The following is a 15753-nucleotide window of genomic DNA, read 5'->3' as shown; positions in this document are numbered from 1 at the left end:
GGGGAATGCTTCACGCTTTACTTTCACTGCGTGGGCTAAGTACTTCATTTTCAACGAAATTCGCCGATTCCAAGGTTTTGGAATCGGCGCTAAGTCGTTGATTCCATTACAAAAAATACCACCAACGGCCAGTTGCGCCCCAAGTGTTTCCTGCTACAGTGCAAAAAAGTGCAGTTAAGTGGGAAAAAGTGCGGGTAGTGCCTCTTTCGGGCATTGCAGTACCTCCCAACACAGGGGTTTGTGGTCGTGTTTCAAGGCGCTTCATCGCTCAGTCTGGATGCCAAGGGGCGGCTCTCCGTGCCGACCCGGCACCGTGACGTCCTGATTGCGACGGCAGGCGGCCAGCTCACGATCACCAAGCATCCGCATGGGTGCCTCATGGTGTTCCCCCGTCCCGAATGGGAAAAATTCCGCGAGCGCATCGCCGCGCTGCCGATGTCGGCGCAGTGGTGGAAGCGCGTCTTCCTCGGTAACGCGATGGACGTCGAGATGGACGGCACCGGCCGCATCCTGGTGTCGCCCGAGCTGCGCGCCGCCACCGGCATCGCACGCGACACGCTGCTGCTCGGCATGGGCAACCACTTCGAACTCTGGGACAAGGCCACGTACGAGGCCAAGGAGGCCGAGGCCACCCAGGGCGAGATGCCGGATGTGTTTCAGGACTTCGCGTTCTGAGGACCCACGTGAACACCCCATGGACCCATACGACCGTCTTGCTGAACGAAGCGGTGGAAGCCCTTCTTTCCGGCAGCACGGCAGCCACCGGCACCTACGTGGACGCCACCTTCGGGCGGGGAGGGCACGCGCGGGCGATCCTCGCGAGGCTGGCGCCGGAAGGCAGGCTGATCGCATTCGACAAGGATGCGGAAGCAGTGGCCGAAGCAGCGCGCATCTCGGATGCGCGTTTTTCTATCCGGCACCAGGGATTCCGTTCGCTGGGCGAGCTGCCCGATGCGAGCGTCAACGGCTTGCTGATGGACCTGGGCGTGAGTTCGCCGCAAATCGACAACCCGGTGCGCGGCTTCAGTTTTCGATTCGACGGCCCGCTCGACATGCGCATGGACACCACGCGCGGCGAGAGCGTGGCCGAATGGCTGGCAACGGCCGAACTTCAGCAGATTGCAGAGGTGATCCGTGACTATGGCGAAGAACGGTTTGCTGTTCAGATTGCAAAGGCGATTGTTGCTCGCCGACAAGAACGGGGCCCAATTTCAACCACCACCGAACTGGCCGAGCTCGTGGCTGGCACGGTCAAAACCCGCGAGCAGGGCCAGAACCCTGCAACGCGCACATTTCAGGCTTTTCGGATTTTCATCAACGCCGAGCTTGAAGAGCTGCAACAGGCGCTAGAAGCGAGCCTGTCCGTGTTGCAGCCCGGCGGCCGGCTCGCGGTGATCAGCTTCCACTCTCTGGAAGACCGCATCGTCAAGCAGTTCATCGCCAAGCACTCGAAAGAGGTCTACGACCGCCGGGCGCCCTTCGCTGCGCCTAAGGTGATGAAGCTCAACGCGCTCGAGCGCATCAAGCCGTCCGAAGACGAAGTGCGCGGCAATCCGCGCTCGCGCAGCGCGATCCTGCGCGTCGCCGAACGCACCGAGGCCAACTGATCATGGCCCGCTTGAACCTGCTCCTGCTGATGGCCGTCATCGCGACGTCGCTCTATCTCGTCCATACGCAGTACCGCTCGCGCCAGCTCTACACCGAGCTCGACCGCGTGCAGCAGGAAGCCCGGCGCCTCGAAACCGACCACGACCGCCTGCAAGTCGAGAAGCGCGCGCAGGCCACGCCGCTGCGCGTCGAGAAGCTCGCCAAGGAGCAGCTTCAGATGCGCACCACCACGCCGGCGATCACGCAGTACGTGCGCCCGGACGGTTCGGTGATCCCGGCCGTCGCGCCGCTGCCGCCCGTCGTGCCGCCGAAGCCGGCCGCCACCACCGCCAGGGGGGCTGCACGATGAGCCGTCGCGACCGCAGCGTTCGCTACACCACCAGCCCCTTGCTCGCGAGCAAGACGCCGGTGTGGCGCAGCAAGTTCATCGTCGCGGGCATTGCCTTCGGCTTCCTCGGGCTGGCGGGGCGCGCCGCGTACGTGCAGGTCTTCAACAACAGCTTCTTCCAGCGGCAGGGCGAAGTGCGCTTTGCGCGCACGCTCGAGCTGCCGGCCAACCGCGGCCGCATCCTCGATCGCAACGGGCTCATCCTCGCCTCCAGCGTGGTGGCGCCCAGCATCTGGGCGATTCCCGAGGACATCGAGCGCGACGACCCCGAGGTGCGCGCCAAGCTCAAGCAGGTGGCCAAGCTGCTCGAGATGCCGCAGAAGGACTTCGACAAGAAGCTGCAGGACGAGGACAAGACCTTCGTCTGGATCAAGCGCCAGGTCGACGAGCCCATCGCCAAGCAGATCGCCGCGATGAACCTCAAGGGCATCTACCAGCGCAAGGAATACAAGCGCCAGTACCCCGAGGGCGAGGCGGCCGCGCACGTGGTGGGCTTCACCAACGTCGAAGACAGCGGCCAGGAAGGCATCGAACTCGCGTTCAACAAGGAGCTGGCCGGCAAGGCGGGCTCGCGCCGCGTCATCAAGGACCGCCTGGGCCGCGTGGTCGAAGGCGTGGGCGACATCGTGCCGCCGCTCGACGGCCAGGACATCCAGTTGAGCGTCGACAGCAAGGTGCAGTTCTTCGCCTACCAGAAGCTGCGCGACGCGGTGACCGCGCGCAAGGCCAAGGCCGGCAGCGTGGTGGTGCTCGACTCCATCACCGGCGAGGTGCTGGCGCTGGCCAACTACCCGAGCTACGTGCCCGACAAGCGCCAGAACCTCACCGGCGAACAGCTGCGCAACCGCGCGCTCACCGACACCTTCGAGCCCGGCTCGACGATGAAGCCCATCACCGTCGGCATGGCGCTGGAAGCCGGCCGCGTGAAGCCATCGACGCTCATCGAAACCGGCCCCGGCCGCTACCAGCTCGGCGGCTTCACCATCAGCGACACGCACAACTACGGCACGCTGACGGTCGAGGGTGTGATCCAGAAGTCGAGCAACGTGGGCGCGCTCAAGATCGCGCAGAAGATGACCCCGCACGAGATGTGGGACACCTACACCGCGCTCGGCTACGGCCAGAAGCCGCAGATCCAGTTCCCCGGCGCCGTGACGGGCCGGCTGCGCCCGTGGAAGACCTGGAAGCCGGTCGAGCAGGCCACCATGGCCTATGGCTACGGCCTGTCGGCGTCGTTGTTCCAGATGGCGCATTCGTACACCTCGTTCGCGCACGACGGCTCGATCATCCCGGTCACCATCCTGAAGAACTCCGAGCCGCCGGTCGGCGTGCGGGTGTTCTCGCCCTCCAACGCGCTGGCCGTGCGCAAGATGCTGCAGATGGCCGCCGGCCCCGGCGGCACCGGCACGCGCGCGCAGACGGTCGGCTACTCGGTCGGCGGCAAGTCGGGCACGGCCCACAAGCAGGTCGGCAAGGGCTACGCGAGCAACAAGTACCGCGCCTGGTTCACCGGCATGGCGCCCATCGAGAAGCCGCGCATCATCGTCGCGGTGATGATCGACGAGCCCAGCGACGGCCAGTATTTCGGCGGCGTTGCGGCAGCGCCCGTGTTCAGCGAAGTCGTGCAGCAGACGCTGCGCATGATGAACGTCGCACCCGATCTGGCGGTCAAACCCCTGGTGATGACGCAGGGCGTCGACGAGAGCTTCTGAGCATGCTGACACTCACCTCCCCCCAAATGGCCGCGCTCTGGCTCAAGGAGCGCGTGCAGGGCGCGCTGCATGCCGACAGCCGTCCGGTGGGCGCGGGCGACGGCTTCATCGCCTGGCCCGGCGCCGCGACCGATGGGCGCAAGCACGTGGCCGCCGCGCTGGCGCAGGGCGCTGCGGCCTGCCTGGTCGAGTACGAGGGCGTCGATGCCTTCGGCTTCGGTGACGATGACCGCATCGCGAGCTACCCCGGTCTCAAGGCCGCGACCGGCCCGATCGCCTCGGCTTTTTACGACAACCCCTCGGCGCTGCTCGACGTGCTGGCCGTGACCGGCACCAACGGCAAGACCTCCACCGCGTGGTGGCTGGCCGAATCGCTTTCGACGCTGCGCGCGGCCGGCGGCGTTCGCGCGATGCGGCCCGACGGGACCATGGAGCGCAGCGCGCCGTCGCCTTGCGCCGTGATGGGCACGCTGGGCATCGGCGTGCCGCCCGATCTCACCTACACCGGCCTCACCACGCCCGACCCCGTGATGATGCAGGGCGAGTTGCGCGCGTTGGTCGAGCGCGGCTTCGGCGCCTGTGCCATCGAGGCCTCGTCGATCGGCATCGCCGAGCGACGGCTCGACGGCGCGCAGATCGCGGTCGCGGTGTTCACCAATTTCACGCAGGACCACCTCGACTACCACGGCAGCATGGATGCCTACTGGGAAGCCAAGGCCGAGCTCTTCCGCTGGCCGGGCCTGCGCGCCGCGGTGATCAACATCGACGACATGCACGGCGCGAGCCTGTGCGCGAACCTCGTCGATGCAGGCATTGGCGCGCTCGATGTCTGGACGGTGTCGGCCGGCGGCAAACCGGCGCGCCTGGTGGCACGCGACATCGGCTACGACGCGCAGGGCCTGCAGTTCTCGGTGGCAGAGCAGGGGAGCGTGTCGGTCGAGCGTCTTTCCACCGGCCTCATCGGCCAGTACAACGTGGCGAACCTGCTCGGCGTGCTCGGTACGCTGCGCGCGCTGGGCCTGTCGCTCTCGCGGGCTGTTGCCGCGTGCGCCAACCTCACCAGCGTGCCCGGCCGCATGGAACGCGTGAGCGTCGGTGGCAATGCGCCTCTTGCGGTGGTCGACTACGCCCACACGCCCGATGCACTCGACAAGGCACTCGCTGGCCTGCGCCCGCTGGCGCAGCAGCGCGGCGGCGCGCTCTGGTGCCTGTTCGGCTGCGGCGGCGACCGCGACCCGATCAAGCGCCCGATGATGGCGGCCGTCGCCGAGCGCCAGGCCGACCGCGTCATCGTGACCAGCGACAACCCTCGCAGCGAAAAGCCCGACGCGATCATCAGCCAGGTGCTGCGCGGCTTCTCTCGCTCCGACGCCGCCCAGGTGCAGCCCGACCGCGCCGCCGCCATCGCCGACGCGATCGCACAGGCCGCGCCGCAGGACGTGGTGCTGATCGCCGGCAAGGGCCACGAGGCCTGGCAGGAGATTGCGGGCCAGCGCCTGCCGTTCTCGGACAAGACCCACGCGCTGGATGCGCTGACGAAGCGAGGTGCGGCATGACGGATATGACGCCGCTGAACATGACGCTCGCTCAAGCGCAGCAATGGATTCCGGGTTCGCGCCTCGTGGGCGACCCGGCCACGGTCATCGCGCGCGTACACACCGACACCCGCACGCTGGCAGACGGCGACCTGTTCGTCGCCCTCAAGGGCGAGCGTTTCGACGCCAACGATTTCCTGGCCCAGGCCAAGGAAAAGGGCGCCATCGCAGCCATCGCCCACCACGGCCTCGAAGCCGCCGTCCTCGCGGGCCTCGAAGTGCCCGACTCGCTGGTGGCACTGGGCGCGCTCGGCGCGGGCTGGCGCGCGCAGTTCGAGCTGCCGCTGATCGCCGTCACCGGCAGCAACGGCAAGACGACGGTCACGCAGATGATCGCGGCGATCCTCGTCGCCTTCCGCGCCGACCGCGCGCTCGCGACCGCCGGCAACTTCAACAACGAGATCGGCGTGCCGCTCACGCTGCTGCGCCTGCGCGCGCGCCACCAGCACGCGGTGCTCGAGCTGGGCATGAACCATCCGGGCGAGATCGCGCGGCTGTCCGCCATCTCGCGCCCGACCATCGCGCTGGTCAACAACGCCCAGCGCGAGCACCAGGAATTCATGGCCACCGTCGAGGCGGTCGCCATCGAGAACGCCGCCGTGTTCGCGGTGCTGCCCGATGACGGCACGGCCGTCTTCCCCTACGGCGACGTCTTCACCTCGCTCTGGACCGACATGGCGCACGACGGCGGCTCGCGCCGCTGCATGACGTTCGGCGAAGACGAAGGCGCCGACATCTCGCTCGAGAGCGCTGACTGGAAGCAGGGCGCCTGGGCCGTGCGCATCCGCACGCCGCTGGGCGGCTTCGATGCGCAACTGCACATCGCCGGCCGCCACAACGTGGGCAACGCGCTGGCCGCCACCGCCTGCGCGTTGGCCGCGGGCGTGCCGATCGACCGCATCGCCGACGGCCTGTCGGCCTTCGAGCCGGTCAAGGGCCGCTCCAAGGCCAGCGAGGTCGTGCTGTCGAACAAGCACGTGCTCACGCTGGTCGACGACAGCTACAACGCCAACCCCGATTCCGTGATCGCCGCCATCGACGTGCTCGCGGGCCTGCCCGGCCCGCACCTGCTGGTGCTCGGCGACATGGGCGAGGTCGGCAACCGCGCGCCGGAGTTCCACGCCGAGGTCGGCGCCTGGGCGAAGCAGTGCGGCATCGAGGCCGTCTACACGCTCGGCGCCGAGACTGCGCACACGGTTGCGGCCTTCCAGGATGCGGACAACGGCCGTCATTTCGGTGACTACGAAGCGCTCCATGCCGCCGTGCTCGCCCGCCTGCCGCTGGTCGGCAGCGTGCTCGTCAAGGGCTCGCGCTTCATGAAGATGGAACGCGTGGTGCAAGCGATTGGCGATCTTGCTCAGTCACAACCCAAAACAACAAAAGGAGGCCGGTCATGACGCATGAGCCGCGCGATACACCATGCTGCTGAGCCTTGCCCAATGGCTGCAGACGCTTTCGCCCGAGTTCGGGTTTTTGCGCGTTTTCCAGTACCTCACCTTCCGCGCGCTGATGGCCGCAGTGACCGCGCTCCTGGTCGGCCTGGTGGCCGGCCCGTACGTGATCCGCCGCCTCGCCGCGCTCAAGATCGGCCAGCCGGTGCGCGGCTACGGCATGGAAACGCACCTCACCAAGAGCGGCACGCCCACCATGGGCGGCGTGCTGGTGCTGTTCGCGATCGCTTTTGCCACGCTCTTGTGGTTCGACATCTCGAACCGCTTCGTGTGGATCGTGCTGTGGGTGACGATGGGCTTCGGCGCCATCGGCTGGGTCGACGACTGGCGCAAGGTGGTGCGCAAGGACCCCGAGGGCATGCGCTCGCGCGAGAAGTATTTCTGGCAGTCGGTGGTCGGCCTGCTCGCGGGCTTCTACCTGCTCTTCAGCATTTCCGAGAGCTCCAACTGGCGCGTGCTGCAGCTGTTCTTCGCCTGGGTGCAGTCGGGCTTCGACCTGGACTTCCCACCCAAGATCAACCTCTTGGTGCCCTTCTTCAAGGAAGTGAGCTATCCGCTGGGCGGCATCGGCTTCGTGATCCTCACGTACCTCGTGATCGTGGGCGCGAGCAACGCGGTGAACCTCACCGACGGGCTCGACGGCCTCGCGATCATGCCGGTGGTGATGGTGGGCTCGGCGCTGGGCGTGTTCGCCTACGTCACGGGCAGCGCGGTGTATTCCAAGTACCTCTTGTTCCCCAACATCCCCGGCTCGGGCGAACTGCTGGTGTTCTGCTCGGCGATGGCCGGCGCGGGCCTCGCGTTCCTCTGGTTCAACACGCACCCGGCCCAAGTGTTCATGGGCGACGTGGGCGCGCTCGCGCTCGGCGGCGCGCTGGGCACCATCGCGGTCATCGTGCGCCAGGAGATCGTGTTCTTCATCATGGGCGGCATCTTCGTGGTCGAGGCGATCTCGGTGATGGCGCAGGTCATGTACTTCAAGTACACGAAGAAGCGCTACGGCGAAGGCCGGCGCGTGCTCAAGATGGCGCCGCTGCACCACCACTTCGAGAAGAGCGGCTGGCGCGAAACGCAGGTCGTGGTGCGCTTCTGGATCATCACGATGCTCTTGTGCCTCGTGGGTCTCTCGACGCTGAAGTTGCGGTGAGAAGAAACAGATGCGCCATCTGAAAGACCTCCCCGTCCTCGTCCTCGGCCTCGGTGCGTCCGGGCTGGCGATGGCGCGCTGGTGCGCGCGGCACGGTGCGGTCGTGACCGTGGCGGACACGCGCGAGGCGCCCGCCGCGCTCGCGACGCTGCAGGCGGAGTTGCCGGATGTGGCATTCATCGGCGGGCCGTTCTCGGCCGCGCTGGTCGAAGGCACGCCGATTCGCGCGGTGTACCGCTCGCCGGGCCTGTCGCCCGCGACCATTGCGCCGGTCATCGATGCGGCGAAGGCCGTGGGGCTGACGGTCGGCGGTGAGCTGGACCTTTTCGCGCGCGCGTTGCTGGACCTGCGGACGGTCGAAGTGCCGGTGACAGAAGTCATCGAGGCCGAACCGGAAGCCGTGGCTGAACCGGTTGCCGAAGTGCCTGCGGAACCCGTCGTGCCCGAAGCGGCACAAGCCGAGCTGACGTTGACCGTCGAGCCGGCGGAAGCCCCGCCCGTCGAAGCGGCCGAAGTGCCGGCCGCACCGGAACCGGAAGAGGTGCATGCAGTGACCGAGCAGGTCGAGGCTGAAGCGCCTGCGCCTGTCGAGACAACTGAAGTGCCGGAAGCCGTCGAGACGGCGGAAGTGCCAGCGCAAACCGTCGAGCCCGCCGCCGCGACGGAAAGCACCGAAGCAACCGAAGCAGCACCTGAACCCGCAACCCCCGCGATGGCCGAGGCCATGCCGCGTGATCCTTCGCTGAGCGTTCCGGTCACGCCGCCCGTGGACGAAGCCGCCCCGGCCGCGGAGGTCACCGATGCCGCACCCGACGCGACGGCACCGGCGGCAGCAGTCGCACCCGCCACCGGTTCCCGCCTGCCCGCCACCGGCAAGCCCTACGTCCCCACGGCCGCCCGCGAGGCCGCCGACTTCGTCGCCAAGATCGCCGAACTTTCCGCCACCAACCCGGCCTCCGCCGCGGTGGAAGAAGAGCCGACGGCCCAACTGCCCCTGGTGCCGATCGAGGAACCTCCGGCGCCCAAGGGCTACACCCCCGCGGTGCTCGCCGTGACCGGCACCAACGGCAAGACCACCGTCACCGCGCTCACTGGCCAGTTGGTCGAGCGCGCGGGCAAGAGCGTGGCTGTCGCCGGCAACATCGGCCCGACGCTGCTCGACACCCTGGCCGCGCACATCGATGCCGAGACGCTGCCCGACGTGTGGGTGCTCGAACTTTCCAGCTTCCAGCTCGACGGTGTGCAGGGCTTCGAGCCGACCGCCGCGACCGTGCTCAACCTCACGCAGGACCACCTCGACTGGCACGGCGACATGCCGGCCTATGCGGCGGCGAAGGCGCGCATCTTCGGTGCGAAGGGCCTGATGATCCTCAACCGCGACGACGCAGGCGTGATGGCCATGCTGCCGCCACCCGTCCGGGTGAAGCTGCAGCGCCCGCAGATCCGTACGCACGTCACCTTCGGCAGCGCGATGCCGCTGCGCCCGGGCGATTACGGCATCGAACGCATCAACGGCATCGGCTGGCTGGTGCGCGCACTGGAGGCCGACGAAACGCAGAAGCGCAAGCGCGGCGCGGTGGTCGAAGAGGAAATCTTCTTCCAGCGCCTCATGCCCGCCGACGCACTGCGCATCCGCGGCCGCCACAACGCCATGAACGCGCTGGCCGCGCTCGCGCTCGCCACCGCCGCCGACTGCCCGCTGGGCCCGATGCTCTACGGCCTACGCGAATACCGCGGCGAGCCGCACCGCGTGGAGCCGATCGCGCTGATCGACGACGTGGAGTACTTCGACGACAGCAAGGGCACCAATGTCGGCGCGACGGTCGCGGCACTGAACGGCCTGGGCGAAGACCGCCGCGTGGTCGTGATCCTTGGCGGCGAGGGCAAGGGGCAGGATTTCGAACCGCTCGCAGCACCCGTGGCCCAGCATGCGCGCGCCGTCGTGCTGATCGGCCGCGACGCGCCGCTGATCGAGGCCGCGCTGGCGAACACCGGCGTCTCGCTGATGCATGCCGCCTCGATGGACGAGGCCGTGAAGCTGGCCGCCGCGCGCGCCAACCCCGGCGATGCCGTGCTGCTGTCACCGGCCTGTGCGAGCTTCGACATGTTCAAGGATTACGAGCACCGTGCGGAAGTGTTCCGCGAGGTCGTCCAGGCGCTCGCGGACAACCCGCGCGGAATGTCGACCGACGGTTCGTCCCCGGAGGAAACGCTGTGAACTCCGCTGCTGCAGGCGCCACGCCCAACACCCGCACCAGCCGCTTCGGTGGCTGGTTCAGGCGCGCCCGCAGCGGCATCGATTCGCTGCCCGTGCACCTGCCGGTTCGGCTGGGCGGCGCCGGCATCGCGCAGACCAAGGCCACGCCGATGCGCGTGCTTGGCTTCGACCAGGCGCTGGTGTGGGTCACCGTGGCGCTCCTGACCTGGGGCCTGGTGATGGTGTATTCCGCGTCCATCGCGCTGCCCGACAACCCGCGTTTCGCGCGTGCCGGCTACGGCGCCTCGTTCTTCCTGACGCGGCATGCCGCCTCGGTGGCGTTCGCGTTCATCGCTGCGCTGCTGGCCTTCCAGATCCCGATGAAGACCTGGGAGCGCGCCGCGCCCTGGCTCTTCGTGGCCTCGCTGCTGCTGCTGGTGGCGGTGCTAATTCCGCACATCGGCATCAACGTGAACGGCGCCCGCCGCTGGCTGCCGATGGGCTTTATGCGCTTCCAGCCGTCGGAACTCGCCAAGCTCGCGATGGTGCTCTACGCCGCCAGCTACATGGTGCGCAAGATGGAGATCAAGGAGCGGTTCTTTCGCGCCGTGCTGCCGATGGGCATTGCGGTGGTGGTGGTCGGCATGCTGGTGATGGCCGAGCCGGACATGGGCGCGTTCATGGTGATCGCGGTGATCGCCATGGGCATCCTCTTCCTGGGCGGCGTGAACGCGCGCATGTTCTTCGTGATCGCCGCGCTCGTGGTGGTGGCCTTCGGCACCATCGTGGCGAGCAGCCCGTGGCGCCGCGAGCGGATCTTCGCGTACCTCGATCCGTGGAGCGAGGAGCATGCGCTCGGCAAGGGCTACCAGCTCTCGCACTCGCTGATCGCCATCGGGCGCGGCGAGATCTTCGGCGTCGGCCTCGGTGGCAGCGTCGAGAAGCTCCACTGGCTGCCCGAAGCGCACACCGACTTCCTGCTCGCCGTGATCGGCGAGGAGTTCGGCCTGGTCGGCGTGCTGCTGATCATCGGCCTCTTCCTCTGGCTGACCCGCCGCGTCATGCACATCGGCCGCCAGGCCATTGCGCTGGACCGCGTGTTCTCGGGCCTGGTCGCGCAAGGCGTGGGCGTGTGGCTCGGCTTCCAGACCTTCATCAACATGGGCGTGAACCTCGGCGCACTGCCGACCAAGGGCCTGACCTTGCCGCTGATGAGCTTCGGCGGTTCGGCCATCCTGATGAACATGATCGCGCTGGCCATCGTGCTGCGCATCGATTACGAAAACCGAGTTCTCATGCGCGGAGGCCGCGTATGACCGGGCGCACCGCACTCGTCATGGCCGGCGGCACCGGCGGCCACATCTTCCCCGGCCTCGCCGTGGCCGAGGCATTGCGCGAGCGCGGCTGGCGCGTGCACTGGCTGGGCGCGCCCGGCAGCATGGAAGAAAAGCTCGTGCCGCCGCGTGGCTTCGCGTTCGAGCCGGTGCAGTTCGGCGGCGTGCGCGGCAAGGGTCCGCTCACGTTGTTCCTGCTGCCGTTGAAACTGCTGCGCGCCTTCTGGCAGAGCTTTCGCGTGGTGCGCCGCGTGAAGCCCGACGTGCTGGTGGGCCTGGGCGGCTACATCACCTTTCCGGGCGGAATGATGGGCGTGCTGCTCAACAAGCCGCTGGTGCTGCACGAGCAGAACTCGGTCGCCGGCCTCGCCAACAAGGTGCTGGCGGGCGTGGCCGACCGCGTCTTCACCGCCTTCCCGAATGTGCTGAAGAAGGCGCAGTGGGTGGGAAATCCGCTGCGCGCGGCGTTCACCTCGCAGCCCGATCCGGCCTCGCGCTTCGCGGGCCGAACCGGTCCGCTCAAGCTGCTCGTGGTGGGCGGCAGCCTCGGCGCACGCGGCCTCAACACCGTGGTGCCGCAGGCGCTGGCGCGTATCGCACCCGAAACGCGTCCACAGGTGCTGCACCAGAGCGGCACCAAGCAGATCGACGAACTGCGCGCCAACTACACGGCGGCGGGCGTCGAAGGCGAACTCACGCCGTTCATCGAAGACACGGCGCAGGCCTATGCGGACGCGGACATCATCGTCGCGCGCGCCGGTGCCAGCACCGTCACAGAAATCGCGGCCGTCGGCGCAGCAGCGCTGTTCGTGCCTTTCCCCTCGGCGGTCGACGACCACCAGACCACCAACGCGCGCTTCCTCGTGGACGCGGGCGGCGGCTGGCTGGTGCAGCAGGCCGACCTCACACCTGAATTGCTGGCTGATTTGCTACAGAACACCGAGCGCACCGCGCTGATCGAGAAGGCCGCGAAGGCCAAGACCATGCAGAAGACAGAGGCTGTGGAAGCCGTCGTCCGCGCCTGCGAGGAGCTTGCCAAATGAAGCACGCCATTCGCCACATCCATTTCGTCGGCGTCGGCGGTTCGGGCATGAGCGGCATTGCCGAGGTGTTGCTCAACCTGGGCTACAGGATCACCGGCTCCGACCTGTCCGACAGCGCCACGCTGCGCCGGCTCGCGGGCCTGGGCATCGGCACCTTCGTGGGCCATGCGGCCGCGCACATCGAGGGCGCGGACGCGGTCGTCACTTCCACTGCCGTGCAGTCGGACAACCCCGAGGTGCTGGCCGCGCGCGAGAAGCGCATTCCGGTCGTACCGCGCGCGCTGATGCTGGCTGAGCTGATGCGCCTGAAGCAGGGCATCGCGATCGCGGGCACGCACGGCAAGACCACCACCACCAGCCTCGTGGCGAGCGTGCTCGATGCGGCCGGGCTCGATCCGACCTTCGTGATCGGCGGGCGACTGAACAGCGCAGGCGCGAATGCGCAGCTCGGCAGCGGCGACTACATCGTGGTCGAGGCCGACGAGTCGGACGCCTCGTTCCTGAACCTGCTGCCGGTGATGGCGGTGGTCACGAACATCGATGCCGACCACATGGAGACCTACGGGCACGACTTCGCGAAGCTGAAGAAAGCATTCGTCGACTTCCTGCACCGCATGCCGTTCTATGGCGTGGCGATTCTCTGCACCGACGACGCGGCGGTGCGCGACATCGTGGCCCAGGTCACCTGCCCGGTCACCAGCTACGGCTTCGGCGAAGACGCGCAGGTGCGCGCGGTCGACGTTCGCGCGGTCGGCGGCCAGATGCATTTCACCGCGCAGCGCCGCAACGGCGTGACGCTGCCCGACCTGCCCATCGTGCTGAACCTGCCGGGCGAGCACAACGTGCGCAATGCGCTGTCAGTGATCGCGGTGGCGGTCGAGCTCGGCATTCCCGACGAGGCGGTGCAGCGAGGCCTCGCCGGCTTTAAGGGCGTGGGCCGCCGCTTCCAGAGCTACGGCGAAGTGCGCGTGCCGGGCGGTGTGGGCAGCTTCACCGTGATCGACGACTACGGCCATCACCCGGTCGAGATGGCGGCCACGATCGCCGCCGCACGCGGCGCGTTCCCGGGCCGCCGGCTGGTGCTGGCATTCCAGCCGCACCGCTACACCCGCACGCGCGACTGCTTCGAGGATTTCGTGAAGGTCATCGGCACGGCCGATTCGGTGCTGCTCGGCGAGGTCTATGCCGCCGGCGAGGCGCCCATCGTGGCCGCGGACGGCCGCACGCTGGCGCGCGCGCTGCGCGTGGCCGGCAAGGTGGAGCCGGTGTTCGTCGACGACATCGCGGCCATGCCGCAGGCCGTCCTGGACAACGCCCGCCCGGGCGACGTCGTGCTTTCCATGGGCGCCGGTTCCATCGGCGCGGTGCCCGGCAAGGTGGTCGAACTCGGCGGCGCGGCCGCACCCGCAGCGGTCGCAACGGCCACTGCGCCATCGTCAACAACTTCGGAGCGCGGCTCGCGCAAGGGGAGGGCATCGTGAGCCTTCAGGATCCAAAACTCTTCGGCAAGGTCGCCGTGCTGTTCGGCGGCAGTTCGGCCGAGCGCGAGGTCTCGCTGATGTCGGGCACCGGCGTGCTCGAGGCGCTGCGTTCGCGCGGCGTCGATGCGCATGCCTTCGATCCGTCCGAGCGCGACCTGGTCGAGCTCAAGCGCGAAGGCTTTGCCCGCTGCTTCGTCGTGCTGCACGGCCGCCATGGCGAAGACGGCACGGTGCAGGGCGCGCTAGAACTGCTCGGCATTCCCTACACCGGCTCGGGCGTCATGGCTTCGAGCGTGGCGATGGACAAGGTCATGACCAAGCGCATCTGGCAGGCCGACGGCCTGCCGACGCCCAAGTACGTGCGCCTGGCCTTCGACCAGCAAAGCCGCGAGCAGATCCGCGCCGTGCCCGATGTGCTCGGCCTGCCGCTGATCGTGAAGCCGCCGCGCGAAGGCTCGTCCATCGGCGTGACCAAGGTCGAGGGCCCGAACGACGTGGACAGGCAGATGCAGGACGCGGTCACGCTCTCGGCCAAGTACGACGCCGACGTGCTCTGCGAGGAGTTCATCGAAGGCGAGGAAGTGACCTGCGCCGTGCTCGGCCAGGGGCTCGATGCGCGCGCGCTGCCCGTGGTTCGCATCGCCGCGCCCGAAGGCGCCTACGACTACCAGAACAAGTATTTCACCGACGTCGTGCAATACAAGTGCCCGAGCGGCTTGCCCGCGGACGAGGAGCACGAGATCCAGCGCATCACGCTGGCCGCGTACCACACGCTCGGCTGCCGCGGCTGGGGCCGCGCCGACGTGATGATCCGCGCCAGCGACCGCAAACCCTTCCTGCTCGAGATGAACACCTCGCCCGGCATGACCAGCCATTCGCTGGTGCCGATGTCGGCGCGCGCGGCGGGCATTCCCTACGAAGAGCTGTGCCTGCGCGTGCTGGCCTCCGCTTCGCTGGATGCCAAGGGAGGCGCGCAATAGCCATGGCCGACAGCATCCAGGCGCCGTTCGACGTCAAGCTCATGAACATCGTGGCGAACCTCGCGTTCGTGGCGGTGGCGCTCATGCTGCTGGCGGCGGGCGCGTGGTGGGTGCTGCGCCAGCCTTTCTTCCCGCTCGCGGGGATCAAGGTGGACGGCGAAGTGACGCACAACAACGCGGTCACGCTGCGTGCCAACGTGGCGCCGCAGCTCTCGGGCAACTTCTTCACCATCGATCTCGCGCGTGCGCGCACCGCCTTCGAAGCGGTGCCGTGGGTGCGCAGTGCGGTGGTGCGGCGCGAGTTCCCGAACAAGCTGCGCGTGACGCTGACCGAGCAGGTGCCGGTGGCCAGCTGGGGTGACGAGGCGGGGTCCAAGCTCATCAACGGCTTCGGCGACGTCTTCGAAGCCAACGTGGCCGAGGTCGACGAGGACCTGCCGCGCCTGGACGGCCCGATCGAGCAGGCCGGGCAGGTGCTGGGCATGTACCGCGTGCTGGCGCCGCAGTTCCAGCCCTACGACTTCGGCATCGACGAGCTCACGCTGTCCAGCCGGGGCAGTTGGAGGGTGGTGCTGGACAGCGGCGCGCGGATCGAACTCGGGCGCGGGCAGAGCGAAGAGGTGTCGGCCAGGCTGCAGCGCTTCCTGAAGACCGTGACCCAGGTCGCGGGCCAGTACCACCGCACGGTGGCCGACGTCGAAGGCGCCGATCTGCGCCACAACGACGCGTATGCATTGCGGCTGCGCGGCGTCACCACGGTCTCGCCCGAGACCCCAAGAAGAATCAAGTAGCGCACAGCGAGAAATCGAGGACATAT

At 68.0% G+C, this 15753-nt stretch carries 13 protein-coding genes; all 13 read left to right on the top strand.

Translation table 11 applies throughout. The features are described from left to right. The first annotated feature begins 246 nt into the window (after positions 1 to 246). From mraZ to QFZ83_RS23635, 13 genes are read left to right on the top strand one after another with little or no spacing between them, the layout of a single operon-like run. Positions 247 to 675, top strand: a complete 429-nt coding sequence (mraZ, locus tag QFZ83_RS23695) for a division/cell wall cluster transcriptional repressor MraZ (protein WP_307510573.1) — start codon at positions 247 to 249, stop codon at positions 673 to 675. Positions 676 to 683: 8 nt separating this feature from the next. Next, positions 684 to 1607 (top strand): 16S rRNA (cytosine(1402)-N(4))-methyltransferase RsmH, encoded by a 924-nt coding sequence (rsmH, locus tag QFZ83_RS23690; protein WP_013539434.1) that lies wholly within the window; start codon positions 684 to 686, stop codon positions 1605 to 1607. Positions 1608 to 1609: 2 nt separating this feature from the next. Next, positions 1610 to 1957 carry a cell division protein FtsL gene (ftsL, locus tag QFZ83_RS23685; RefSeq protein WP_307510571.1) on the top strand — a complete coding sequence of 116 codons (348 nt, stop codon included), beginning with the start codon at positions 1610 to 1612 and terminating at the stop codon, positions 1955 to 1957. After that, positions 1954 to 3708, top strand: coding sequence for a penicillin-binding protein 2 (locus tag QFZ83_RS23680; RefSeq protein ID WP_307510570.1), 1755 nt, complete (start codon positions 1954 to 1956; stop codon positions 3706 to 3708). The genes ftsL and QFZ83_RS23680 overlap by 4 nt, the downstream gene beginning before the upstream one ends. Before the next feature lie 2 nt (positions 3709 to 3710). After that, positions 3711 to 5264 (top strand): UDP-N-acetylmuramoyl-L-alanyl-D-glutamate--2,6-diaminopimelate ligase, encoded by a 1554-nt coding sequence (locus tag QFZ83_RS23675; protein ID WP_306880397.1) that lies wholly within the window; start codon positions 3711 to 3713, stop codon positions 5262 to 5264. After that, the gene (gene murF, locus QFZ83_RS23670) at positions 5261 to 6700 is read left to right on the top strand and encodes a UDP-N-acetylmuramoyl-tripeptide--D-alanyl-D-alanine ligase (protein ID WP_307510569.1); all 1440 of its coding nucleotides are present in this window, start codon (positions 5261 to 5263) and stop codon (positions 6698 to 6700) included. Before QFZ83_RS23675 ends, murF begins: the two co-directional genes overlap by 4 nt. A 22-nt stretch (positions 6701 to 6722) precedes the next feature. Next, entirely contained in the window at positions 6723 to 7901 is a 1179-nt protein-coding gene (gene mraY, locus QFZ83_RS23665) for a phospho-N-acetylmuramoyl-pentapeptide-transferase (RefSeq protein WP_013539439.1), read from the top strand. 10 nt (positions 7902 to 7911) lie between these two features. Next, positions 7912 to 10119, top strand: coding sequence for a UDP-N-acetylmuramoyl-L-alanine--D-glutamate ligase (gene murD, locus QFZ83_RS23660; protein WP_307510568.1), 2208 nt, complete (start codon positions 7912 to 7914; stop codon positions 10117 to 10119). Beyond that, positions 10116 to 11414: a putative lipid II flippase FtsW gene (gene ftsW, locus QFZ83_RS23655; protein WP_306880393.1), complete on the top strand. Its 1299-nt coding sequence runs from the start codon at positions 10116 to 10118 to the stop codon at positions 11412 to 11414. Before murD ends, ftsW begins: the two co-directional genes overlap by 4 nt. Then, positions 11411 to 12475, top strand: coding sequence for an undecaprenyldiphospho-muramoylpentapeptide beta-N-acetylglucosaminyltransferase (gene murG / locus QFZ83_RS23650; RefSeq protein ID WP_307510567.1), 1065 nt, complete (start codon positions 11411 to 11413; stop codon positions 12473 to 12475). The genes ftsW and murG overlap by 4 nt, the downstream gene beginning before the upstream one ends. Then, positions 12472 to 13956 carry a UDP-N-acetylmuramate--L-alanine ligase gene (gene murC, locus QFZ83_RS23645; protein WP_307510566.1) on the top strand — a complete coding sequence of 495 codons (1485 nt, stop codon included), beginning with the start codon at positions 12472 to 12474 and terminating at the stop codon, positions 13954 to 13956. Before murG ends, murC begins: the two co-directional genes overlap by 4 nt. Then, positions 13953 to 14936, top strand: coding sequence for a D-alanine--D-alanine ligase (locus tag QFZ83_RS23640; RefSeq protein ID WP_307510564.1), 984 nt, complete (start codon positions 13953 to 13955; stop codon positions 14934 to 14936). Before murC ends, QFZ83_RS23640 begins: the two co-directional genes overlap by 4 nt. A gap of 2 nt (positions 14937 to 14938) precedes the next feature. Further along, the gene (locus QFZ83_RS23635) at positions 14939 to 15727 is read left to right on the top strand and encodes a cell division protein FtsQ/DivIB (RefSeq protein ID WP_307510562.1); all 789 of its coding nucleotides are present in this window, start codon (positions 14939 to 14941) and stop codon (positions 15725 to 15727) included. Positions 15728 to 15753 lie beyond the last annotated feature (26 nt).

This window comes from Variovorax sp. W1I1, from assembly GCF_030815625.1.
Classification (GTDB): domain Bacteria; phylum Pseudomonadota; class Gammaproteobacteria; order Burkholderiales; family Burkholderiaceae_C; genus Variovorax; species Variovorax paradoxus_C.
This window is presented reverse-complemented; position numbering and strand designations above follow the sequence as displayed.